The sequence below is a fragment of the Geodermatophilus nigrescens genome (genome assembly GCF_900129495.1).
Classification (GTDB): Bacteria; Actinomycetota; Actinomycetes; order Mycobacteriales; family Geodermatophilaceae; genus Geodermatophilus; species Geodermatophilus nigrescens.
On record NZ_FQVX01000003.1, the window covers coordinates 246,923 to 268,448 of the forward strand.

Annotated in this window: 19 protein-coding genes; 13 read left to right on the forward strand and 6 right to left on the reverse strand. The window is 75.0% G+C overall.

Going from position 1 to position 21,526, the window contains the following annotated elements; translation table 11 throughout:
* Window positions 1-66: 66 nt before the first annotated feature.
* The 3 genes from BUE37_RS23920 to ppsA all read left to right on the forward strand — a co-directional run bounded on the left by BUE37_RS23920 (window position 67) and on the right by ppsA (window position 3,605).
* Window positions 67-210 carry a GPGG-motif small membrane protein gene (locus BUE37_RS23920; protein ID WP_175562899.1) on the forward strand — a complete coding sequence of 48 codons (144 nt, stop codon included), beginning with the start codon at window positions 67-69 and terminating at the stop codon, window positions 208-210.
* Between the two features lie 90 nt (window positions 211-300).
* Window positions 301-1,200 carry a pyruvate, water dikinase regulatory protein gene (locus BUE37_RS14815; protein ID WP_073421053.1) on the forward strand — a complete coding sequence of 300 codons (900 nt, stop codon included), beginning with the start codon at window positions 301-303 and terminating at the stop codon, window positions 1,198-1,200.
* On the forward strand, window positions 1,197-3,605 hold the full coding sequence (gene ppsA, locus BUE37_RS14820) for a phosphoenolpyruvate synthase (RefSeq protein WP_073421055.1): 2,409 nt from the start codon (window positions 1,197-1,199) through the stop codon (window positions 3,603-3,605). The genes BUE37_RS14815 and ppsA overlap by 4 nt, the downstream gene beginning before the upstream one ends.
* 26 nt (window positions 3,606-3,631) lie before the next feature.
* On the opposite strand, the gene BUE37_RS14825 is transcribed toward ppsA, so the two are convergent.
* The 3 genes from BUE37_RS14825 to BUE37_RS14835 form a co-directional block, all read right to left on the reverse strand.
* Window positions 3,632-4,468: an ATP-binding cassette domain-containing protein gene (locus BUE37_RS14825; protein ID WP_073421057.1), complete on the reverse strand. Its 837-nt coding sequence runs from the start codon at window positions 4,466-4,468 to the stop codon at window positions 3,632-3,634.
* Window positions 4,465-5,511 carry an ABC transporter permease gene (locus tag BUE37_RS14830; protein WP_245794622.1) on the reverse strand — a complete coding sequence of 349 codons (1,047 nt, stop codon included), beginning with the start codon at window positions 5,509-5,511 and terminating at the stop codon, window positions 4,465-4,467. Before BUE37_RS14830 ends, BUE37_RS14825 begins: the two co-directional genes overlap by 4 nt.
* Window positions 5,512-5,645: 134 nt before the next feature.
* Window positions 5,646-6,260 (reverse strand): hypothetical protein, encoded by a 615-nt coding sequence (locus tag BUE37_RS14835; protein WP_073421896.1) that lies wholly within the window; start codon window positions 6,258-6,260, stop codon window positions 5,646-5,648.
* Between the two features lie 66 nt (window positions 6,261-6,326).
* Between BUE37_RS14835 and BUE37_RS14840 the strand changes: the two genes are divergently transcribed.
* Complete coding sequence (locus BUE37_RS14840) at window positions 6,327-7,616, forward strand: adenylosuccinate synthase (RefSeq protein WP_073421059.1); 1,290 nt, start codon at window positions 6,327-6,329, stop codon at window positions 7,614-7,616.
* Between the two features lie 161 nt (window positions 7,617-7,777).
* On the opposite strand, the gene BUE37_RS14845 is transcribed toward BUE37_RS14840, so the two are convergent.
* Entirely contained in the window at window positions 7,778-8,821 is a 1,044-nt protein-coding gene (locus BUE37_RS14845; RefSeq protein ID WP_073421061.1) for a glycerophosphodiester phosphodiesterase family protein, read from the reverse strand.
* A 108-nt stretch (window positions 8,822-8,929) separates the two neighbouring features.
* Here BUE37_RS14845 and rsgA point away from each other — a divergent pair, with 108 nt between their 5' ends.
* Genes rsgA through BUE37_RS14860 form a run of 3 tightly spaced genes read left to right on the forward strand, consistent with a single transcriptional unit; the run spans window position 8,930 to window position 11,637 of the window.
* Window positions 8,930-9,958 carry a ribosome small subunit-dependent GTPase A gene (gene rsgA / locus BUE37_RS14850; protein ID WP_073421897.1) on the forward strand — a complete coding sequence of 343 codons (1,029 nt, stop codon included), beginning with the start codon at window positions 8,930-8,932 and terminating at the stop codon, window positions 9,956-9,958.
* A 22-nt stretch (window positions 9,959-9,980) separates the two neighbouring features.
* Complete coding sequence (gene purD / locus BUE37_RS14855) at window positions 9,981-11,237, forward strand: phosphoribosylamine--glycine ligase (protein WP_073421063.1); 1,257 nt, start codon at window positions 9,981-9,983, stop codon at window positions 11,235-11,237.
* Window positions 11,230-11,637: a hypothetical protein gene (locus tag BUE37_RS14860; protein WP_139252999.1), complete on the forward strand. Its 408-nt coding sequence runs from the start codon at window positions 11,230-11,232 to the stop codon at window positions 11,635-11,637. The genes purD and BUE37_RS14860 overlap by 8 nt, the downstream gene beginning before the upstream one ends.
* Here the strand turns inward: BUE37_RS14860 and BUE37_RS14865 are convergent.
* Complete coding sequence (locus tag BUE37_RS14865) at window positions 11,634-13,064, reverse strand: AI-2E family transporter (RefSeq protein WP_073421067.1); 1,431 nt, start codon at window positions 13,062-13,064, stop codon at window positions 11,634-11,636. The two genes, BUE37_RS14860 and BUE37_RS14865, sit on opposite strands and share 4 nt — an antisense overlap.
* A 102-nt stretch (window positions 13,065-13,166) precedes the next feature.
* On the opposite strand from BUE37_RS14865, the gene purB reads away from it, so the two are divergent.
* Window positions 13,167-14,474 (forward strand): adenylosuccinate lyase, encoded by a 1,308-nt coding sequence (purB, locus tag BUE37_RS14870; protein ID WP_073421069.1) that lies wholly within the window; start codon window positions 13,167-13,169, stop codon window positions 14,472-14,474.
* A complete protein-coding gene (locus tag BUE37_RS14875) occupies window positions 14,471-15,334 on the forward strand; it encodes a phosphoribosylaminoimidazolesuccinocarboxamide synthase (protein WP_073421070.1) in 864 nt (287 codons plus the stop codon). The genes purB and BUE37_RS14875 overlap by 4 nt, the downstream gene beginning before the upstream one ends.
* Window positions 15,335-15,372: 38 nt before the next feature.
* Here the strand turns inward: BUE37_RS14875 and BUE37_RS14880 are convergent, their stop codons facing one another.
* On the reverse strand, window positions 15,373-17,703 hold the full coding sequence (locus tag BUE37_RS14880) for an Ig-like domain-containing protein (RefSeq protein WP_073421072.1): 2,331 nt from the start codon (window positions 17,701-17,703) through the stop codon (window positions 15,373-15,375).
* A gap of 98 nt (window positions 17,704-17,801) precedes the next feature.
* Here BUE37_RS14880 and purS point away from each other — a divergent pair, with 98 nt between their 5' ends.
* The 4 genes from purS to BUE37_RS14900 are packed head-to-tail and all read left to right on the forward strand — an operon-like array spanning window position 17,802 to window position 21,452.
* Window positions 17,802-18,041: a phosphoribosylformylglycinamidine synthase subunit PurS gene (purS, locus tag BUE37_RS14885; protein WP_073421075.1), complete on the forward strand. Its 240-nt coding sequence runs from the start codon at window positions 17,802-17,804 to the stop codon at window positions 18,039-18,041.
* 11 nt (window positions 18,042-18,052) lie between these two features.
* Complete coding sequence (purQ, locus tag BUE37_RS14890) at window positions 18,053-18,724, forward strand: phosphoribosylformylglycinamidine synthase subunit PurQ (RefSeq protein WP_073421077.1); 672 nt, start codon at window positions 18,053-18,055, stop codon at window positions 18,722-18,724.
* Entirely contained in the window at window positions 18,721-21,066 is a 2,346-nt protein-coding gene (purL, locus tag BUE37_RS14895) for a phosphoribosylformylglycinamidine synthase subunit PurL (RefSeq protein ID WP_217651278.1), read from the forward strand. The genes purQ and purL overlap by 4 nt, the downstream gene beginning before the upstream one ends.
* Window positions 21,066-21,452 carry a sterol carrier family protein gene (locus BUE37_RS14900; protein WP_073421078.1) on the forward strand — a complete coding sequence of 129 codons (387 nt, stop codon included), beginning with the start codon at window positions 21,066-21,068 and terminating at the stop codon, window positions 21,450-21,452. Before purL ends, BUE37_RS14900 begins: the two co-directional genes overlap by 1 nt.
* Window positions 21,453-21,526: the final 74 nt, after the last annotated feature.

Here is a 21,526-nt window from a genome sequence, read left to right on the forward strand (position 1 = left end):
GCGCGCTGCCGGAGCACACTCCGTGAACACGCGCCCGCCGGGCGCCCGTGCAGGGAGGTGGTGTCCGTGGCGACACTGCTCTGGATCCTGGCCGTCGTCCTCGTGGTCGCCGGCATCTTCGCGATCCTCCGCAAGCAGCTGCTGTGGGGGATCGTGCTGATCGTCGTGGGGCTCCTCGTGGGCCCTGGTGGTGTCAGCGTCTTCACCTGACCGGCGCGGTCCGGGGCGGGGAACGTCCGCCCGGACCGCGCGCGGGAGCCGCTCCGCACGCGCAGCCCGGCCGTGGCACGATCCCGCGGCATGGACCGCGACGCAGCGAGCCCGGGTGACGAGGTCCCCGCCGTACCGGTCTTCTTCCTGTCCGACAGCACCGGCATCAGCGCCGAGACGATGGGCAACGCGCTGCTCATCCAGTTCCCCGAGCTGCACTTCGACCGCACGCTCGTGCCGTTCATCTCCACCGTCGAGCAGGCCCGCGAGGTGGTCGCGCAGATCGACGAGCTCGCCGACGGCCCGGTGACGCCGCTGGTGTTCACGACCGCCGCCGTCGACGAGGTGCGCCAGGAGCTGCTGCGCTGCCGCGTCCCGGTCATCGACTTCTTCGGCATGCACATGGACCGGGTCGAGCAGGTGCTCGGCGCCCGCGGCCTGCGCGAGGCCCGCCGGCTCCACGGCGTCGGCGACGTCCGCCGCTACAACGACCGGATGGCCGCCGTCGAGTTCGCCATCGAGCACGACGACGGGCAGAGCTCGCGGGCGCTGGAGCGGGCCGACGTCGTCCTGCTGGCCCCCTCGCGCTGCGGCAAGACGCCGACGGCCATGTACCTCGCGCTGCAGCACGGCCTGTTCGTCGCCAACTACCCGCTGGTCGACGAGGACCTCGAGACCACCGACCTGCCGCGCCCGGTGCGCGCGCTGGCCGACCGCTGCTTCGGGCTGACCACCACGGTCACCCGGCTGTCCCGCGTCCGCCAGGAGCGCCGCCCGGACTCCCGCTACGCCTCCGAGGCGCAGTGCCGTGCCGAGCTGCGCAAGGCCGCGGCCATGTACGACGCGCACCGCCTGCCCACGGTGGACACCTCCGCGGCCTCGGTCGAGGAGATCGCCGCCGTCGTCATCCAGACCCTCGCCCGGGGACGGCGCCGCGGTGGCGACCGCCGGTCCGCCGGGCGGGGCAGAACCCCGGGAGGGACCGCGTGAGCACCGAACGCCCCGCGAGCACGAACGCCGGCACCGAGAACGTCCGCTGGTTCGCCGACCTGGGGATGGGCGACCTCGAGGAGGTCGGCGGCAAGAACGCCTCGCTCGGCGAGATGATCTCCCACCTCGCCGACGCCGGCGTGCGCGTGCCCGACGGCTTCGCCACCACTGCCACCGCCTACCGGCACTTCCTGGGCGACACCGGCCTCGCGGAGCGCATCTCCGAGCGGCTGCGCGACCTGGACACCGACGACGTCCGCGAACTGGCCGCCGCGGGCCGGGAGATCCGCGGCTGGGTCGTCGGCCAGCCCTTCCCCGAGCAGCTCGAGGCCGACATCCGCACCGCCTACGAGCAGCTCGTGGGCGACGACGACGCGCTGTCGTTCGCCGTCCGCTCCAGCGCCACCGCCGAGGACCTGCCCGACGCCTCGTTCGCCGGCCAGCAGGAGACCTTCCTCAACGTCCGCGGCATCGACGCGGTGCTGCAGGCCGTCCGCGAGGTCTACGCCTCCCTCTACAACGACCGGGCGATCGCCTACCGCGTGCACCACGGCTTCGAGCACGACACCGTCGCGCTGTCGGCCGGCGTGCAGCGGATGGTGCGCTCCGACGTCGGGGCCTCCGGGGTGCTGTTCACCGTCGACACCGAGTCCGGCTTCCCCGACGCCGTCTTCGTCACCGCCGCCTACGGCCTGGGCGAGGGCGTCGTGCAGGGCGCGGTCAACCCCGACGAGTTCTACGTCTACAAGCCCGCCCTGCGCGCCGGGCGCCCCGCGATCCTCAAGCGGGGGGTGGGCGACAAGGCCACCAAGATGGTCTACACCGACTCCACCGAGGTCGGCCGCACCACCGAGTTCGTCGACGTCGACCCCGCCGACCGCCGGGTGCTGTCCCTGACCGACGACGAGGTCACCGAGCTGGCCCGCTACGCGCTGGTCATCGAGGAGCACTACGGGCGCCCGATGGACGTCGAGTGGGGCAAGGACGGCGTCGACGGCGGCCTGTACGTGCTGCAGGCGCGCCCGGAGACCGTCCAGTCGCGCACGGGCAGCGGCACCGAGCGCTTCCGGCTGACCGGCTCGGGCACCGTGCTGGTCGAGGGCCGGGCGATCGGGCAGAAGATCGGCGCGGGCGCGGTCCGGGTGCTGCGCGACATCGAGGAGATGGGCGACTTCCGCCCCGGCGACGTCCTGGTCGCGGACATGACCGACCCCGACTGGGAGCCGATCATGAAGCGCGCGTCGGCGATCGTGACCAACCGCGGCGGGCGCACCTGCCACGCGGCGATCATCGCCCGCGAGCTCGGCATCCCCGCCGTCGTCGGCACCGGGTCGGCCACCCGCTCGCTCGCCGACGGCCAGGAGGTCACCGTCTCCTGCGCCGAGGGGGACACCGGCCACGTCTACGAGGGCGCCGTCGACTACGAGGTGGAGGAGACCCGCCTCGACGCCATGCCCCCGGTCCCCACCAAGATCATGATGAACGTCGGCACGCCGGAGCAGGCGTTCGCCTTCTCCCGGCTGCCCAACGCCGGCGTCGGGCTGGCCCGGCTGGAGTTCGTCATCAACCGGCAGATCGGCATCCACCCGAAGGCGCTGCTGGAGTTCGACGAGCTCCCCGGCCGGCTGCGCGAGGAGGTCGCCGAGCGGATCGCGGCCTACCCCTCGCCGCGGGACTTCTTCGTCCAGCGGGTCGCCGAGGGCGTGGCCATGATCGCCGCGGCCTTCGCCCCCGAGCCGGTGATCGTGCGGATGAGCGACTTCAAGTCCAACGAGTACGCCAACCTGCTCGGCGGCGAGCGCTACGAGCCCGAGGAGGAGAACCCGATGATCGGGTACCGGGGCGCCTCCCGGTACCTGTCGGAGGACTTCGCCGAGTGCTTCGCGATGGAGTGCGAGGCCCTGCGCCACGTGCGCGACGAGATGGGCCTGACGAACGTGAAGGTGATGATCCCGTTCGTCCGCACGGTCGCCGAGATCGAGGGCGTCGTGGAGCTGCTGGCCTCGCACGGCCTGCGCCGCGGGGAGAACGACCTGTCGGTCGTGATGATGTGCGAGCTGCCCTCCAACGCACTGCTCGCCGACGCCTTCCTCGACCACGTCGACGGGTTCTCCATCGGGTCCAACGACATGACCCAGCTCGTCCTCGGCCTCGACCGCGATTCCGCGCTGGTCGCCGACCGCTTCGACGAGCGCGACCCGGCGGTGCTGCGGGTGCTGGAGATGGCCATCCAGGCGTGCCGGGCGCGCGGCAAGTACGTCGGCATCTGCGGCCAGGGCCCCAGCGACCACCCCGACCTCGCGCTGTGGCTGCTCGAGCAGGGCATCGAGTCGATGTCCCTCAACCCGGACACCGTCGTCGACACCTGGCTGCACCTGGCCAAGGCCGGCCCGGACGCCGGCTGACCCGGGCCCCCGGGCCCGGCGGCCGCTCAGCGGTCGCCGAGCTCGGGGTGCAGCTCCCGCAGGCGGGTGGTCAGCGCGGTGAGCTCCTCGCCGCCGGCCATGAGCCGGGTGAGGTCGTCGGAGTCGACGTCGGCGCGGGTGAGGTCACCGGCCACCTGGCCGCGCGCCAGCAGCAGGAACCGGTCGCCCACGAGGTGGGCGTAGCGCGGGTTGTGCGTGACCAGGACGACGGCGAGGCCGCGCGCCCGGGCACCGAGCACCGCCTGCCCGACGAGGGTGTGCTGGGCGATCGTCATCGGCTCGGTCGGCTCGTCGAGGACCAGCGCGCGGGCGCCGTAGTGCACGGCCCGGGCGATGGCCAGGCTCTGCCGGGCGCCGGCCTGCAGCGTGCTGACCGGCTGGTCGGGGTCGACGCCGGTGACGCCGATCCCGGCGAGCGCGCGCACGGCGGTCTCGCGGGCGGCGTCGACGTCGAGCCGCCGCAGCGGCCACGCCCCGCGGGTGGGCTCGGCGCCCAGGCACAGGTTGCGCCACACCGACAGCAGCGGCGCGACGGCGAGGTCCTGCCAGACGGTCGCGATGCCCGCCGCCCGCGCTGAGCGAGGGCTGCGCAGCCGCACCGGCCGGCCGTCGAGGAGCAGCTCGCCCTCGTCGGGCCGCTGCAGCCCCGACAGCAGCGCCACGAGCGTCGACTTCCCCGAGCCGTTCTCGCCCAGCAGGCAGGTGATCCGCCCGCCCTCGAGCGCCATGCCCACCCGGTCGAGGGCGGGCACGCCGCCGTGGCGCACGGTCACCCCGCGCAGCTCCAGGACCGGCGGGGCGCCGTCGGACCGGCCGGCGGTGCTGCCGGCGGCGGTGCTCACGAGCGCGGCGCGGCGCGCAGCCGCCCTCGCACCACCGTGCCGAAGGCGAGCGCCACCAGCAGCAGCACGCCGAGCAGCACCTGCGACCACCGCGGGTCCCAGCCCGACAGCTCGAACCCGCTGCGCGCGACGGCGTAGAGCAGCGCGCCGACCGCGGCGCCGGCCATCGAGCCGTACCCGCCGGTCAGCAGGCACCCGCCGAGGACGGCGACGACGACGAGGTCGATCGCGGTGGTCAGCGAGGGGGTGGCGGCGACGCTCGCGGCGGGGACCAGGGCGAGCGTGCCGAGCAGCCAGCCCGCGGTCGCGGTGAGCGCGTACAGCACGAACGTCGTCCGCGGCACCGGGACGCCGAGCTCCGCGGCCGCCCGGCGCGACCCGCCCATCGCCAGCACCTCGTTGCCGAAGCGCGTGCGCCACAGCAGCCACCCCGCGCCGGCGGTGGCCGCCAGCCACCACAGCAGCGAGACCGGGAAGACGCCGCCGCCGACCTCCGCCGTCGACCCGAACAGCGCCGACGCCGACGACCAGCCGGGCGCGACGTCCAGCCCGCTGATCCGCGGCGCCCCGGCGACCAGCGGCAGCGTCGACAGCGTCGTCCCCTGCAGCACCAGCGCGGTGGCGAGGGTGACCAGGAAGCTCGGCAGCCCGGTGCGCACGACCAGCCAGCCGTTGACCGTCCCGACCGCCAGCGCGCAGGCGAGGGACAGCAGCAGCGCCGGCCAGACGCCCCACCCCTGCTGCCCGACGAGGACGCCGGTGAGGACCGAGCTGGCCACGGCCACCGTGCCGATGGACAGGTCGAAGTGGCCGCCCACCAGCAGCAGCCCCACGGCCACCCCGCCGATGCCGAGCAGCGCCGCCTGGTCCAGGACGCCGGCCAGGCCCTCCGGGGTGAGCAGCTCCGGCACCCGCAGCCCGAACACCAGGACGACGACGGCGAGGCCCACCACGGCGGCCAGGCTCGGGCGGGCGAGCACCCGGTCGAGGACCCGGCGGCGCGGCGGGGACACCCGCGCGAAGGGCAGGCGGTCGACGGTCACCGGGTCACCGGACACGGGCGCAGCGGGGCCTCCTCGGGGCTGGGGCCTCCCCAGTGTCCACGACCGCGCCCCCTCCCGCGTCCCCGCAGCCCGGGGTCGCGCCGGGGCCGCCCCAGGGCTGCCTCAGGGCCGTCTCAGGGCCGCAGCCGCCAGCGCACCCGGTCGTCGGCGTACCAGGTCCAGCGGGTGACCGGCCGGGGGAAGACGACGCCGTCGCGGGTGACCTGCGCCGGGTCGCTGGCCAGCTGCAGCGCCCGGCCGGTGCTGCGCCGCGGCGGCCGCATGAGTTGCGGGGAGACGACGACGCGGAGGGTGTCGACGGCGGTCCAGTCCGGGCGGACCTCGATCCGGGCGACGGTCCCGTCGGCCACCCGCTGGTCGTCGTGGTGGGCCTGCACGCCCAGGCGCGCGGCCAGCGGCAGCCGGCCCTTCTCGGCGGCCTCGTAGCGCCCGTGCTGCAGCAGCACGCCGCCGTGGTCGTCGCGCACCAGGGACAGCTCGCGCTCGGCGCCGGTCCCGATGCCCAGGTCGCGGGCCAGCCCGCGCGAGGAGGCGTCGTCGGCGGGCTCCCACGACACCGGGACCTCGGCGGTCCGCCCGGCGCGGACGAGCGCGGCCAGCACCGCCGACAGCGCCGCCACCGGGCCGCGCACGAGCAGCGCACCGGCGTCGGCGGCCGCGGCGACGGCGGCGCGCTCGGGTGCCTCCCCGGGCCCGAGACCGCGCAGGTCGAACTCGACGAGGGACATGCCGATACCCTGCCACCTGACAGACCGGTCGCTGCCGGTGTCGACGACGAAGGGGTGCGTCACCCGATGCCGGCAGTCGTGCTGATCGGTGCCCAGTGGGGCGACGAGGGCAAGGGCAAGGCCACCGACCTCCTCGGCGGCCGGGTCCCGTACGTGGTCCGCTACCAGGGCGGCAACAACGCCGGGCACACCGTGATCACGCCCGACGGCGAGCGGTACGCCCTGCACCTGATCCCGTCGGGGATCCTCACGCCGGGCTGCACACCGGTGATCGGCAACGGCGTCGTCGTGGACCCGCAGGTGCTCATCGGCGAGCTCGCCGGGCTCGAGGAGCGCGGCGTCGACACCTCGAAGCTGGTCATCTCGGCGGACGCGCACCTGATCATGCCGCACCACCGGGCGCTGGACCGGGTCACCGAGCGGTTCCTCGGCAAGCGCAAGATCGGCACCACCGGCCGCGGCATCGGCCCCGCCTACGGCGACAAGGTGGCCCGCACCGGCATCCGGGTGGCGGACCTGCTCGACCTGTCGATCCTGCGGCAGAAGCTCGAGGGCACCCTGGTGGAGAAGAACCAGGTGCTGGTCAAGGTCTACAACCGCAAGGCCATCGACGTCGACGAGGTCGTCGAGGAGTACGCCGGCTACGCCGAGCAGCTCCGCGACCGGATCGCCGACACCCGGCTGGTGCTCGCGAACGCGCTCGACGCGGGCGAGTGGGTGCTGCTGGAGGGCTCGCAGGGCACGCTGCTCGACGTCGACCACGGCACCTATCCGTTCGTCACGTCGTCGAACCCGACCGCGGGCGGCGCGGCCACCGGCAGCGGCATCGGCCCCACCCGCATCTCCCGGGTGGTCGGCATCCTCAAGGCCTACACGACCCGCGTGGGCTCGGGCCCGTTCCCGACCGAGCTGTTCGACGCCAACGGCGAGTACCTGCGCAAGCAGGGCGGCGAGGTCGGCGTGACCACCGGCCGTGACCGCCGCTGCGGCTGGTTCGACGCCGTCGTCGCCCGCTACGCCAGCCGGGTCAACGGGATCACCGACTACTTCCTCACCAAGCTCGACGTGCTCTCGGGCCTGGAGACGGTGCCGATCTGCGTCGCCTACGACGTCGACGGCGTGCGGCACGACGAGATGCCGATGACGCAGACCGGCTTCCACCACGCGAAGCCGGTGTACGAGGAGATGCCGGGCTGGTTCGAGGACATCCGGGGCTGCCGGTCCTTCGACGAGCTGCCGGCCAACGCGCAGGCCTACGTGCGCCGGCTCGAGGAGCTCTCGGGCGCGCGGATCAGCGTGATCGGCGTCGGCCCGGGCCGCGACGAGAACGTCGTCGTCCACGACCTCCTCGACTGATCACGTCGTCGGCCTACCGGCCGACACCGCGGCCAGGTGCCGTCCCCTGTGGCGTGGAGCCCTTCCCGCCGCTCGGTCGCGGAGGCCTCCGGCCCCCACTCCTCACGGCGCCTCGCAGGGCGACTCACGTGAGGCGTGCGGTCCGGTAGGACCGCAGAGTGTCACGCGGCCGCCTGGCGGACCGGCTGGGCCGTCGCCATCTCGGCGCGGGCGGCGACGACGACGTCGGGGTTGTCCGTGATGATCCCGTCGACGCCGAGCGCGAGCAGCAGCCGGGCGGCGCCGCGGGCGTCACCGGCGGCGGCCGGGTCGTCACTGCTGCGCAGGTGGCGCGGCAGGTAGGTGTTCTCCGCGGCCAGCGTCCACGGCACGACCAGCAGCCCGGCGGCGTGCGCGCGGGCGACGAGGTCGGAGACGCCGGTCATGGTGTCGTCGGCGTCGCGCAGCAGGATCCGGTCGACGCAGGGCGCGATGCCCTGGGCGTAGGTGGACACCGCGCGCAGTCCGGCGTTGGTGAGCAGGTGGTCGTCGGAGGAGGCGATGTCGACGAGCTGGAACATCTGCGGGCCGTCGTCGCCGAGGTCGGCGCGCAGCCGGCGCAGCGCCGCGGCGTCGAAGGACTGCAGCACCACCGGCCCGTCGGGGGAGGTGGCGTCCAGGCGGCGCAGCTCCGCGGCGACCAGCTCGGTCATCGGCTGGCCGCGCTCGGCCGACCAGCTGGGCTTCTTCAGCTCGGCCAGCACGCGGACCTGCCGCTGCGGGGTGGACCGGCGGCGGGCCAGGTCGACGACCTCCTCGAGGGTGAGGATGCCGAACTGCCCGTCGTAGGCGGTGTTGAGCGGGCGCAGCCCCGGCTTGCGCTCGACGGCGCGCAGGGTGCGCAGCTCCTCGAGCGTGAAGTCCTCGGCGAACCAGCCGGTGCGCTTCTTGCGACCCACGCGGCGGGTGGTGCGCCGGTCGGCGAACTCGGGCCGGGAGGCGACGTCGGTGGTGCGGGAGAGCTCGTTCTCGTGCCGTGCGACGAGCGCGCCGTCCCGGGTGACGACGATGTCGGGCTCGATGAGGTCCGCGCCCATGTCGATGGCCAGCTCGTAGCTGGCGATGGTGTGCTCCGGGCGGTACGCACAGGCACCGCGGTGACCGACGACGAAGGGGCCCGAGGTGCGGACCCGTGCGTGAGTCGCGAGCGACTCGGTCGCGTGCATGCCATCTAGAACACCCGACCGAGGTGTCGGGATGGCGAACGCCGGCTGGCGCGTCGCTGAGAAATGGGAGGACGGCACGCTGACCTGCGGTCCACCATCCGGCGGGTGATGCATCTCTCAGACATCGGCTGGTCGCCCGAGCGCCTCGAGCAGCTCCCGGAGGGGACGTCACCCGGACGGGTGGCGCGGGTCGACCGCGGCCGGCTCACGGTCCTCACCGCCGACGGCGAGCGACGGGTGCACCCGGCCGCCGCGCTGTACGACCCCGACGGCGTCGACAGCCCGGCAGTCGGCGACTGGGTGGCGCTGCGCGGCGAGCTCGCCGTGGCCCTGCTCCCGCGGCGCTCGGCGTTCACCCGCACCGTCGCCGGCCGGACGTCGGCGGCCCAGGTGGTGGCGGCCAACCTCGACCTGGTCCTCGTCGTCGACGCCCTCGCCGGGCCCACCCGCGCCCGCCGCGTCGAGCGCTACCTCGCCGTCGCGTGGGGCAGCGGCGCGACCCCGGTCGTCGTGCTCACCAAGGCCGACCTGTGCGACGACGTCGCGGCGGCGGTCGCGGCCGTCGCCGAGGACGCCGTGGGCGCCGACGTGCTGGCCGTCAGCGCGCACACCGGCGAGGGGCTCGACGCCGTCCGGGCGCTGCTCGGCCCCGGCGTGACCGGCGCCATGGTGGGGCCCTCGGGCGTGGGGAAGTCCTCGCTGGCCAACGCGCTGGCCGGGCACGAGGTGGCACCCACCCGGGAGGTCCGCGAGGCCGACGGGCGCGGCCGGCACACCACGACCTCCCGCGAGCTGCACCTGCTGCCCGGCGGCGGCCTGCTCGTGGACACCCCCGGCATGCGCGAGCTCGGCCTCTACGACGACGAGGGCGTCGACACCGCGTACGCCGACGTCGCGGGGTTCGCCGCGCACTGCCGGTTCCGCGACTGCGCGCACCGCACCGAGCCCGGCTGCGCCGTCGCCGCCGCCATCGACGACGGCCGGCTCGACCCGGCCCGGCTGCTCGGCTGGCGCAAGCTGCAGGCCGAGGCGCACCGGCAGGCGCTGCGGGCCGACGCGCGCGCCCGGGCGGCCGAGCACCAGCGCGTGAAGGCGCTGCACCGGGCGATGCGGGCGCAGCCGAACCGGGTGCGGTGAGGCGTCGGTAGGGTCGCCGTCCGTGCGCGTGCTCGTGATCGGCTCCGGAGCCCGGGAGCACGCCCTGTGCGTCGCTCTGTCGTCCGACCCCGCGGTGACCGCGCTGGCCTGCGCGCCGGGCAACGCCGGCACGCGGGCGATCGCGGAGGCCGCGCCGGTCGACGTCGCCGACCCGGTGGCGGTCGCGGCGCTGGCCACCGGCTGGGGCGCCGACCTGGTCGTCGTCGGCCCGGAGGTGCCGCTGGTCGCCGGCGCCGCCGACGCGGTGCGCGACGCCGGCATCGCCTGCTTCGGCCCGTCCGAGCAGGCCGCGCAGATCGAGGGCAGCAAGTCCTTCGCCAAGCACGTGATGGCCGCCGCCGGCGTGCCCACCGCCCGCTCGTGGCCGGTCGGCGGGGCGGCGGAGCTGGAGACGGTCCTGGACGAGGCCGGCGCGCCGTACGTGGTGAAGGACGACGGGCTCGCCGCCGGCAAGGGCGTCGTCGTCACGACCGACCGGGCCGCCGCCGTAGCGCACGGGCACCGGGTGCTCGACGCCGGGGGAGCGGTGCTGGTCGAGGAGTACCTCGACGGCCCGGAGGTGTCGCTGTTCGCCGTCACCGACGGCACGACGGTGCTGCCGCTCGTGCCCGCCCAGGACCACAAGCGCCGCGACGACGGCGACGCCGGCCCCAACACCGGCGGGATGGGCGCCTACGCGCCGCTGCCGTGGGCGCCGGCCGAGCTGGTGGAGGAGGTGCTCGCCACCGTCCTGCAGCCGACCGTCGACGAGATGCGCCGCCGCGGCGAGCCGTTCAGCGGGCTGCTCTACGCCGGCCTGGCGCTCACCTCGCGCGGCGTGCGGGTGGTCGAGTTCAACGCCCGCTTCGGCGACCCCGAGACCCAGGTGGTGCTGCCGCTGCTGGAGACGCCGCTGGCCGGGCTGCTGCACGCCGCCGCCACCGGCACCCTCGCCGAGCACCCGCCGCTGCGCTGGCGCGACGGGGCGGCCGTCACCGTGGTCGTCGCGGCGGCCGGCTACCCCGAGGCGCCGCGCACCGGTGACCCGGTCACCGGCGCCGACGGTGAGGGCGTGCTGCACGCCGGCACCACCGTGGACGCCGAGGGGACGGTGCGCTCGGCCGGCGGTCGGGTGCTCGCGGTGACCGCGACCGGCGCCGACCTCGCCGCCGCGCGCCAGGCGGCCTACGAGCGGGTGGCCGCGGTCCGGCTGGCCGGCGCGCACTGGCGCAGCGACATCGCCCTTGCCGCCGTCGAGGGGCGCATCACCGTTGACTGATCCCGCCGACCTCGTCTGGGACCGCGCGTGCGACCCGGACACACCGGCTCCCCTCCCCGGTGACGCCGCCCTGGCCGCGGTGCTGCTGTGCCACGGGATGGCGATGAACGGCGGCCTGCTGCACGCGGTCGAGGGCCTCGAGCCGGGGCAACGGGCCGCCGCCGTCGCCGGCTTCCGGCTGCTCGGGCTGGAGGTGGCCGCCGACGCGGTGGAGGACGTCGCCCGGCAGGCCGCCGTGCTGCGGGAGGACGACCTCGACGCGGCCGAGCGGCTCGAGGTCGAGGCCGGCCGGCGCTACGACGCCGCGCTGCCCGAGTGGGACGCGACGATCGAGCAGGCGTTCCGTGCCCACCTCGCCGCGCACCCGGAGGCCTACGCGCCGGTCGGGGACGCGCCCTAGCCGCGGACGCCGACCGCCGGCTTCGCCCGCTCGGGCCGGGGCTCGGGCGGGCGCGGGCCGTCGTGCCTCCGGGCGAGGTAGGTGCCCGCCACGTTCGCGCAGGCCACCACGGGTACCGCGATCAGCGCGCCGAAGATCCCGGCGACGAGCAGGCCGGCCGCGATCGCCAGGACCACCGCCAGCGGGTGCACGTGGACCGCCTTGCCGAGCAGCAGCGGCTGCAACACGTGCCCCTCGAGCTGCATGACCAGCACGACGATCGCCAGCGCGATCAGCGCCTTGATCGGGCCGACGGCGACCAGTGCCACCAGCACCGCGATCGACCCGGCGAGGAACGACCCGATGATCGGGATGAAGGCGCCGAGGAACACCAGCGCGGCCAGCGGGATCACCAGCGGCACGCCGAGGATCGCCAGCCCGATGCCGATGCCGACGGCGTCGACCAGGGCGACCGCGACGGTCGCGCGCACGTAGGCGATCAGCGTGCGCCAGGACCGGCGGGCGGCCTCGTCGAGGTAGGCGCGCGAGTCACGGGGGAACAGCCCGACCAGCCACAGCCAGATGGACCGGCCGTCCTTGAGGAAGAAGAACAGCGTGAACAGCGCCAGGACGATGCCGGTGAACACCTCGCCGACCGTCGCCGCGGTGGTCAGCGCGCCGGTGGCCAGCGTCTCCTGGTTGGACACGATCGCGTCCTGCGCGGTGGTGACGGCGTCGTCGATCTGCCGCTGGGTGACCGGGAAGGTCTCCACGACGAAGTCGCGGATCTGGTCGAGGCCCTGGCTCACCTGGTCGGCGAGGTCGGAGAAGCCGGCGCTGAACCGCTCGACGACCAGCGTGATGATCCCGGCGACCACGGCCAGCCCGACCAGCAGCATCGCCAGGGCGGCCAGCGAGCGCGGCCACCCGCGCTTGACGAGCCCGGCGGCGCCCGGCTGCAGCAGCGCCGCGAGCAGCAGCGCCACCATCACCGGCACGATGACCACCGCCACGTACGCCGCGGCGTAGAGCAGCACGTAGGCGCCGGCCAGGACGGCGATCAGCCGCCACGACCAGGCGGCCGCCGTGCGGAGTCCGCTGGGCACCGCGGCGTCGCCGTGCGGCGTCTCCCGGCCCGGCCCGAGCAGCCGCCGGCCGCGCTCGGCGGCGCGGTGCGGCCGGCCGCCGTCGGGCGGGCCGCTGATGCCGCCGGGGGCGAGGGGTCCGTCGAGGTCGGGTGCGCCGGTCTCCGGGCTGCCCAGCGGGGGCTCGCCGTCGGCCGCCGGGGAGGAGGTGGAGGACTCCGTCTCGGCGTCGTACGGGTCGTCGTCGCGCACGAGGATGGCCCGGTCGTCGTCGCGCTCCGGCCAGCCGTGCGGGTCGCGCTCCCCGGCGGCTCGGATGCGCTCCCGTGCCCGGGCGACCAGCTGGTTGGCCTGTCGCAGCATCGCCGGTCCTCCCGGGTCCGTGGGGGCGTGTTCGATCACGCTAGCCCTGCGGGAGGATGGCCCCGTGACTCGACGAGCTGACCGGGTGCGGGCGGTACCCGCGTGATCGACCGCTACACGCTCCCCGACATGGGCCGGGTCTGGAGCGACGAGCACAAGTACGAGCTCTGGTGCCGGGTGGAGACCCTCGTCCTCGAGGCGCACGCCGCCGCGGGGCGGGTGCCGGCCGACGTCGTGGAGCCGGTGCGCAACGCCCCGCCGCCGACCGCCGCCCGCGTCGCGGAGATCGAGGAGACGACGCAGCACGACGTCATCGCCTTCCTCACCGCGTGGGCCGACAACACCGAGCCGCGCTCGGCCGCCGCGTACGTGCACCACGGCATGACGTCGTCGGACCTGCTCGACACCGCGCTCGCCGTGCAGCTCACCGAGGCCACCGACGTGCTGCTCGCCAAGGCCGACCGGCTCGTGGCCGCGCTGCGTGACCACGGCCTGGCGCACCGGGAGACGCTCAAGGTCGGGCGCACGCACGGCGTGCACGCCGAGCCGGTCGTGTGGGGGCACCGGGTCGCCGACCTCGCCTTCGCCGCGGCCCGCTCCCGCGACCGGCTGCGCGCGGCCCGCGAGCGCGTCGGCGTCGTCGCCATCTCCGGCGCCGTCGGCACGTACTCCCTCATCGACCCGTCGGTGGAGGTCGCCGTCGCGCAGGCGCTGGACCTGCGGCCGGCCGACGCCTCCACGCAGGTCGTCCTCCGCGACTCGATCAGCGAGTGGGTGTCGGCGCTGGCGGTCATCGCGACCGTCTGCGAGGCGGTCGCGCTCGAGGTCCGGCACGGCCAGCGCACCGAGGTGCGCGAGCTCTCGGAGGCCTTCGGCTCCGGCCAGAAGGGCTCGAGCGCGATGCCGCACAAGAAGAACCCGATCCGCTCGGAGCGCATCGCCGGGCTGGCGCGGGTGGTGCGCGCCGCCGTCGTCCCGGTGATGGAGGGCATCCCGCTGTGGCACGAGCGGGACATCTCGCACTCCTCCACCGAGCGCGTGTTCCTCCCCGACGCGGCGATCACCACCGACTACCTGCTGGACCTCACCGCCCGCCTGGTGGAGGACCTGGTCGTCGACGTCGACCGGATGCGCGCCAACCTCGACCTCACCGGCGGGCTCATCTACACCTCCGCGGTGCTGCTCGAGCTCGTGGAGACCGGGCTGTCCCGCGAGGACGCCTACGCGCTGGTGCAGGGCGCGGCGATGGAGACGTGGAACTCCGGGACGCCGTTCCGGTCCACCCTCCGGTCCCGCGCGGAGGCCTCGGGCGTGACCCTCGACGAGGCGCGGCTGGACGAGATCTGCCGCCCCGAGGGCTACGTGCGCAACCTCGGCCCGCTGTTCGACCGGCTGGCCGCGCTGTCGTGACGGTCGACCTGCCCCTCGTCGCGCGCGGCAAGGTGCGCGAGGTCTACGACGCCGGGGACGGCCGGCTGCTGCTCGTGGCGTCGGACCGGATCTCGGCCTACGACTCCGTGCTGCCGACGCCGATCCCCGACAAGGGGCGGGTGCTCACCGCGCTGTCGGTGTGGTGGTTCGAGCAGCTGGCGCCGGTGCTGACCTCGTTCGGGGCGTCGCACCACCTGGTGTCGGCCGACGACGTGCCGGCGTCGGTGGCCGGGCGGGCGATGCTCGTGCGGCGGCTGGACATGCTCCCCGTGGAGTGCGTGGCCCGCGGCCACCTGTCCGGCTCGGGGACGAAGGAGTACGAGCGCACCGGCGCGATCGTCGACGTCGCCCTGCCGCCCGGGCTGGTCGAGGGCTCGCGGCTGCCGGAGCCGGTGTTCACGCCGTCGACCAAGGCCGAGGTGGGCGAGCACGACGAGGCGATCGACTTCGCCCGCGTGGAGGCGCTGGTGGGCGCCGGCCGGGCCGCCGAGCTGCGCGAGCTGACCCTGGCGCTCTACCGCCGGGGCGCCGAGATCGCCGCGGCGGCGGGGATCGTGCTGGCCGACACCAAGTTCGAGTTCGGGCTCGGGGCCGACGGCGGCCTGGTGCTCGGCGACGAGGTGCTCACGCCCGATTCGTCGCGGTTCTGGCCGGCGTCGTCGTGGGCGCCGGGCGCGCCCCAGCCCTCGTTCGACAAGCAGTACGTCCGCGACTGGCTCACGTCGTCGGGGTGGGACCGCGTCTCCCCGCCTCCGGAGCTGCCCGACGACGTCGTGGCCGCCACCCGCGAGCGCTACGTCGCCGCCTACGAGCAGCTGACCGGCCGCCGGTTCGCCTGAGCCCGCTGCGGACCCAGGCTGACCGGCGGCCGCGTCGCTCAACCGATGCGGGTGCGCCCGGTCGCGAGGTCGACCGTGATCGTGCCGCCCTGGAACCGCTGCTGGCGGATGGACCCCGAGGCCGTCTCGGCGGCCAGCGGGTAGCCGAGCCGGCTGTGCTCCCACCCGGCGCGGGCCCACGCGTCCCGGACGGCGCCGACCACCGGCTGGGCGCCGGTCCGGGGCGTGGCGTAGATCGAGCCGCGCTGGAAGTGCTGGAAGCACCCGCCGTCGCGCAGGCCGCAGACCTGCCCGGAGACGGGGTAGCCGAGCGGGCTGTGCTCCCAGCCCGCCCTCGCCCACGCGTCCCGGAAGCCACCGAGCACGAGCTGGGGGCCGGTGGCGGGGGTGGAGTAGATCGACCCCCGCTGGAAGTGCTGGAAGCACCCGCCGTCCCGCAGGCCGCAGACCTGCCCGGAGACGGGGTAGCCCAGCGGGCTGTGCTCCCACCCGGCCCGCGCCCAGGCGTCGCGGATGCCGCCGAGCAGCAGCTGGGGGCCGGTGGCGGGGGTGGAGTAGATCGAGCCGCGCTGGAAGTGCTGGAAGCAGCCGCCGTCCCGGAGGCCGCAGACCTGCCCGGTCACGGGGTAGCCGAGCGGGCTGTGCTCCCAGCCCGCCCTCGCCCACGCGTCCCGGAAGCCACCGAGCACGTGCTGGGCGCCCGTGGCCGGGGTGGAGTAGACCGAGCCGCCCTGGAAGTGCTGGAAGCAGCCGCCGTCGCGCAGGCCGCAGACCTGCCCGGTGACCGGGTAGCCCAGCGGGCTGTGCTCCCAGCCGGCCCGCGCCCAGGAGTCCCGGATGCCGCCGAGGACCGCGTGCGTGCCCGTGCCGGGGGTGGAGTAGATCGACCCCCGCTGGAAGTGCTGGAAGCAGCCGCCGTCGCGCAGGCCGCACACCTCGTCGGTGACCGGGTAGCCCAGCGCGCCGAACTCCCAGCCGGTCGCGGACCAGGTGTCCCAGATCGGCCCGCTCACGCCGTGCGACCCCGTGGCCGGGCTCCAGTAGACGCCGCCGTCCTCGAAGCGCTGCATGACGCCGCCCCGGATGACCACCTGGGGGACGGTCGGGTACCCGAGCGGGCCCTCCTCGTAGCCGGTCGCGGCCCAGCCGTCCTCGATGACCTGCCGGACGACGCGGGTGGAGGTGTAGGAGGAGGACCAGATGCTGCCGCCCTCGAACAGCTGGAAGCAGCCGAAGTCCCGCAGCCCGCACTCGCTCTCCATCAACGGGAAGCCGAGATCGCCCGCGGCGCCTCCCGCGGAGGCGTACTCCGTGGCCGACGCGTCCCGCACGGAGAACGGGTCCTCACCGTCCCGCTGCACGATGACGCCGTGGCTGTGGTCCTGCTGCCGCCCGCCGGGGATCGCGCGTTCCGGCACCGTGACCGGCCCGAGGGGGCCTCCGCTGCCCCCGAGGTCCACGTGGAGCAGCCCGATGGAACTCAGCAGCCGCGGAGTTCCGGTGACGGGGCCGGAGAGCAGGCTGGGCGGGTACACCGTCGTGGAGGTCGACAGGCCGCCGTTCTGTACCTGGTAGCTGTACGCGCGATCCGTCACCAGGCCGGTGTCCAGGTACTCCTTGTCGGTGACGGTGGTCAGCAGCAGGCCGTCGCGGTAGACGTTCCACGGGCCGTCGCTCTCGCCGTCCCAGCTCAGCGACAGGGCGGTGGGATCGGCGGTGCCGTCCACCCTCACGTCCCACGGCGTGGCCAAGCGCGATCCGCGGTAGACGCCCTGAGGCGACCAGGAGCTCTCGAAACCGCCACCGTTGACGGCGCCGACGTACCACGCGTAGAAGGTCGCGTCCGAGAGCCCGGTGGCGGTGAACGAGGGTCCCGCCGTGGTCACTGCGCCGCCGTTGCCGTGTACGCGGTAGCTGGTCGCGCCCGGGACTGCGGGCCACGTGAGCGTCACGGCACCTGGGCCGGCCTCCTGGATGCTGAGGCCGGAGGGCGGGGCGAGTTCGTCCCAGAGAGTGACCGTCACCGTGCCGGTCGCGGTGTTGCCGTTCCCGTCGGTGACCGTGTACGTGAACGAGTCGGTGCCCGCGGTGGCCCCTGGGTGGGGTCGATAGTTCAGGTAGCTCGGGTATCGGCTGTCGACGAACGTCGTGCCCTTGGTCCCCGGCGTGACGGCGGTGTAGGTCAGCCGGTCGCCGTCGGGGTCGCTGTCGTTGTCGAGCGGGTGGACCCACTGGGACGTCGCGATGTTGCGGAGTGACACGGCGTCGTCGACGGCCACGGGCGGGCCGCCGGTCGTCTCGGCGAGAGCGGGGGTCGCGGTCAGGGCCACCAGGACGGCGGCAGCCGCGGCGGCGGTGATCGGGCGCACCCCCCTCCCTCGGCGGACCGCGCCGTTCCTCAAGTCGAACGCCGGCTGACCCGCCGGGCCGGGAAGGTGCCGCCGGGCGACCGGTAGGCTCGGGAGCCGTGCCCCAGGTGGTCGTCGACGTCGTCCTCAAGCCGGAGATCTCCGACCCCCAGGGGCAGGCGGTGCTCGGCGCACTCGGCCGGCTGGGCCACACCCAGGTGACCGGCGTGCGCCAGGGCAAGCACTTCGTCCTCGACGTCGAGGGCTCCCTCAGCCGCGCCGACCTCGAGCAGATCGCCGAGACGCTGCTGGCCAACCCGGTCATCGAGGACGTCGAGCTGCACCTCCCCACCGACTGAGAAGGACCCCCGTGCGCATCGGTGTCATCACCTTCCCGGGCTCCCTGGACGACGTCGACGCCGCCCGCGCGGTGCGCCTGGCCGGCGCCGAGCCGGTCGCGCTGTGGCACGCCGACCACGACCTCCGGGACGTCGACGCCGTCGTCCTGCCCGGTGGCTTCTCCTACGGCGACTACCTGCGCGCCGGTGCCATCGCCGCCCGCGCGCCCCTGATGCAGGACGTCGTCGACCGGGCGCGGAAGGGCATGCCGGTCCTCGGCATCTGCAACGGCTTCCAGGTGCTGTGCGAGGCCGGCCTGCTGCCGGGCGCGCTCACCCGCAACAGCCACCTGCACTTCCGCAACCGCGACCAGCAGCTGCGCATCGAGCGCGCCGACACCGCCTGGACCAGCAGCTACGGCGAGGGCCAGACGATCGTCGTGCCGGTCAAGAACGGGGAGGGCCGCTACGTCGCCGCCCCGGCCGAGCTGGAGCGGCTCGAGGGCGAGGGCCGGGTGGCGGTGCGCTACGTCGGCGGCAACCCCAACGGCAGCCTGCGCGACATCGCCGGCGTCACCAGCGAGGACGGCCGCGTCGTCGGCCTCATGCCCCACCCGGAGCACGCTGTCGAGGACCTCACCGGCCCCTCGACCGACGGCCTGGGCTTCTTCACCAGCGTCCTGAAGGCGGTCGTCAGCGCATGACCGAGTCGGCCACCGCCGGTCTCTCCGACCTCGACACCGGGCCCGGCCCGCTGTCGCACCAGCTCGACACCGTCCCGCTCGCGGAGGGCACGCCCGACGTCGAGCAGCCCTTCGCCGAGCTCGGGCTCGAGGCGGACGAGTACGCCCGCATCCGCGACATCCTCGGCCGCCGGCCGACCACCGCCGAGCTGGCCATGTACTCGGTCATGTGGAGCGAGCACTGCTCCTACAAGAGCTCCAAGGTGCACCTGCGGCAGTTCGGCGACCTGCCGCCCAGCGAGCACCTGCTCGTCGGGATCGGGGAGAACGCCGGCGTCGTCGACGTCGGCGACGGCTACGCGGTCACCTTCAAGGTCGAGTCGCACAACCACCCGAGCTACGTCGAGCCCTACCAGGGCGCGGCCACCGGCGTCGGCGGCATCGTGCGCGACATCCTCACCATGGGCGCCCGCCCCGTCGCCGTCATGGACTCGCTGCGCTTCGGCCGCGCCGACGCCCCCGACACCGCGCGCGTCCTGCCCGGCGTCGTCGCCGGCGTGGGTGGCTACGGCAACTGCCTGGGCCTGCCCAACATCGGCGGCGAGCTGCTCTTCGACGACTGCTACGCGGGCAACCCGCTGGTCAACGCCCTGTGCGTCGGTGTCATGAAGCACGAGGACGTGCGGCTGGCCAAGGCCGAGGGCGTGGGCAACAAGGTCGTCCTGTTCGGCGCCCGCACCGGCGGCGACGGCATCGGCGGGGTGTCGGTGCTGGCGTCGGAGACCTTCGACGCCGAGGGCCCGGCCAAGCGGCCGAGCGTCCAGGTCGGCGACCCGTTCACCGAGAAGCTGCTCATCGAGGCCTGCCTGGAGATCTTCGCCCAGGACCTGGTCACCGGGATCCAGGACCTCGGCGGCGCCGGGCTGTCCTGCGCCACCTCGGAGCTGGCGAGCGCCGGCACCGGCGGCATGCACGTCGACCTCGACCGCGTCCCGCTGCGCGACAGCACCCTGACGCCCGCCGAGATCCTCATGAGCGAGTCGCAGGAGCGGATGTGCGCGATCGTCGAGCCGGACAAGGTCGACGCCTTCCTCGCCGTCTGCCGGAAGTGGGACGTGCTGGCCACCGTCATCGGTGAGGTCACCGCCGGCGACCGGCTCACCGTCGACTGGCACGGCGAGCGCATCGTCGACGTCCCGCCGCGGACCGTCGCCCACGAGGGCCCGGTGTACGAGCGGCCGATGCGGCGCCCCGCCGACCTCGACGCCCTGCACGCCGACGACGCCGCCGCGCTGCCCCGCCCGGCCACGGCGGAGGAGCTGACCGCGCACTGGCTGGCCGTCGTCGCCAGCCCCGACGGCGCCGACAAGACCTGGGTCACCGAGCAGTACGACCGCTACGTGCGCGGCAACACCGTGCTCGCCCAGCCCGACGACGCCGGCGTGGTCCGCATCGACGAGGAGAGCTCCCGCGGGATCGCGCTGGCCCTCGACGGCAACGCCCGCTTCGCCCGTCTCGACCCCTACGCCGGCGCGCAGCTCAACCTGGCCGAGGCCTACCGCAACGTCGCCGTCAGCGGCGCCCGCCCGCTGGCGGTCACCAACTGCCTGAACTTCGGCTCCCCGGAGGAGCCCGAGGTCATGTGGCAGTTCGCCGAGGCCGTCCGCGGCCTCGCCGACGCCTGCCGCACCCTCGGCCTGCCGGTCACCGGCGGCAACGTGAGCCTCTACAACCAGACCGGCGACGTCGCCATCAACCCGACGCCGGTCATCGGCGTGCTGGGCGTGCACGACGACGTCCGCACCCGCGTGCCCACCGGCTGGCGCGCCGCCGGCGAGACCGTGCTGCTGCTCGGCGAGACCCGGCCGGAGTTCGGCGGCTCGGCGTGGGCGTCGGTCGTCCACGGCCACCTCGGCGGCCGCCCGCCGGCCGTCGACCTCGAGGCCGAGCGCTCCCTCGGCGAGGTGCTCGGCGCGCTGGGCCGCGAGCGCCTGGTCACCTCCGCGCACGACCTCGCCGACGGCGGCCTCGCCCAGGCGCTGGCCGAGTCGGCGCTCCGGTACGGCACCGGCGCGACGCTGCAGCTCGGGGACGACCCGTTCACCGCGCTGTTCAGCGAGTCCGGCGCCCGCGCCGTGGTCACCACGACCGACCCCGAGGCCGTCCGGACCACGGCGGAGTGGGCCGGCGTCCCCGTCACCGAGCTCGGCACCACCGGCGGCGACACGCTCGCCGTCGAGGGGATCGCCGCGCTGCCGCTGGACGAGCTGCGCGCGGCCTGGACGGCGACCCTCCCGGCCCTGTTCGGTACCCCCGAGGCGACCGTGGGCAGCGTCCCGGCGGGGACCGTCCCGACGAGCTGATGCCCGCGCAGCCGATCCCCGCCGACGAGCTGCGGGCCGCCGTCGACGCGGTGCGCCCGTGGCTGGCGGGGGAGGCCGGGCAGCCGGCGCGGTCGGTGCTCGGCGCGGCGGTGAAGACGAGCACCCGCTGGCTGGCCCAACAGGTGCCCGGGCGCTCGGTGGAGCTGCGGGTGCCGCCGCACGTCGCCGTCCAACTGGTCCCGGGGCCGCGGCACACCCGGGGGACGCCGCCGAACGTCGTGGAGACCGACGCCGCCACGTGGCTGCGGCTGGCGACCGGCGAGCTGAGCTGGGCCGAGGCGGTGGCCGCCGGGTCGGTCAGCGCGAGCGGCAACCGCGCCGACCTCTCCGAGCACCTGCCCCTGCGCCCCCTGAGGGGCCACTAGCGCTACAAAGGCCCTCCGGGGCCGGGCCGGCCTGTCGGACCCCGCCCGTAGCCTCCCGACCGGTCGAGTCCCGG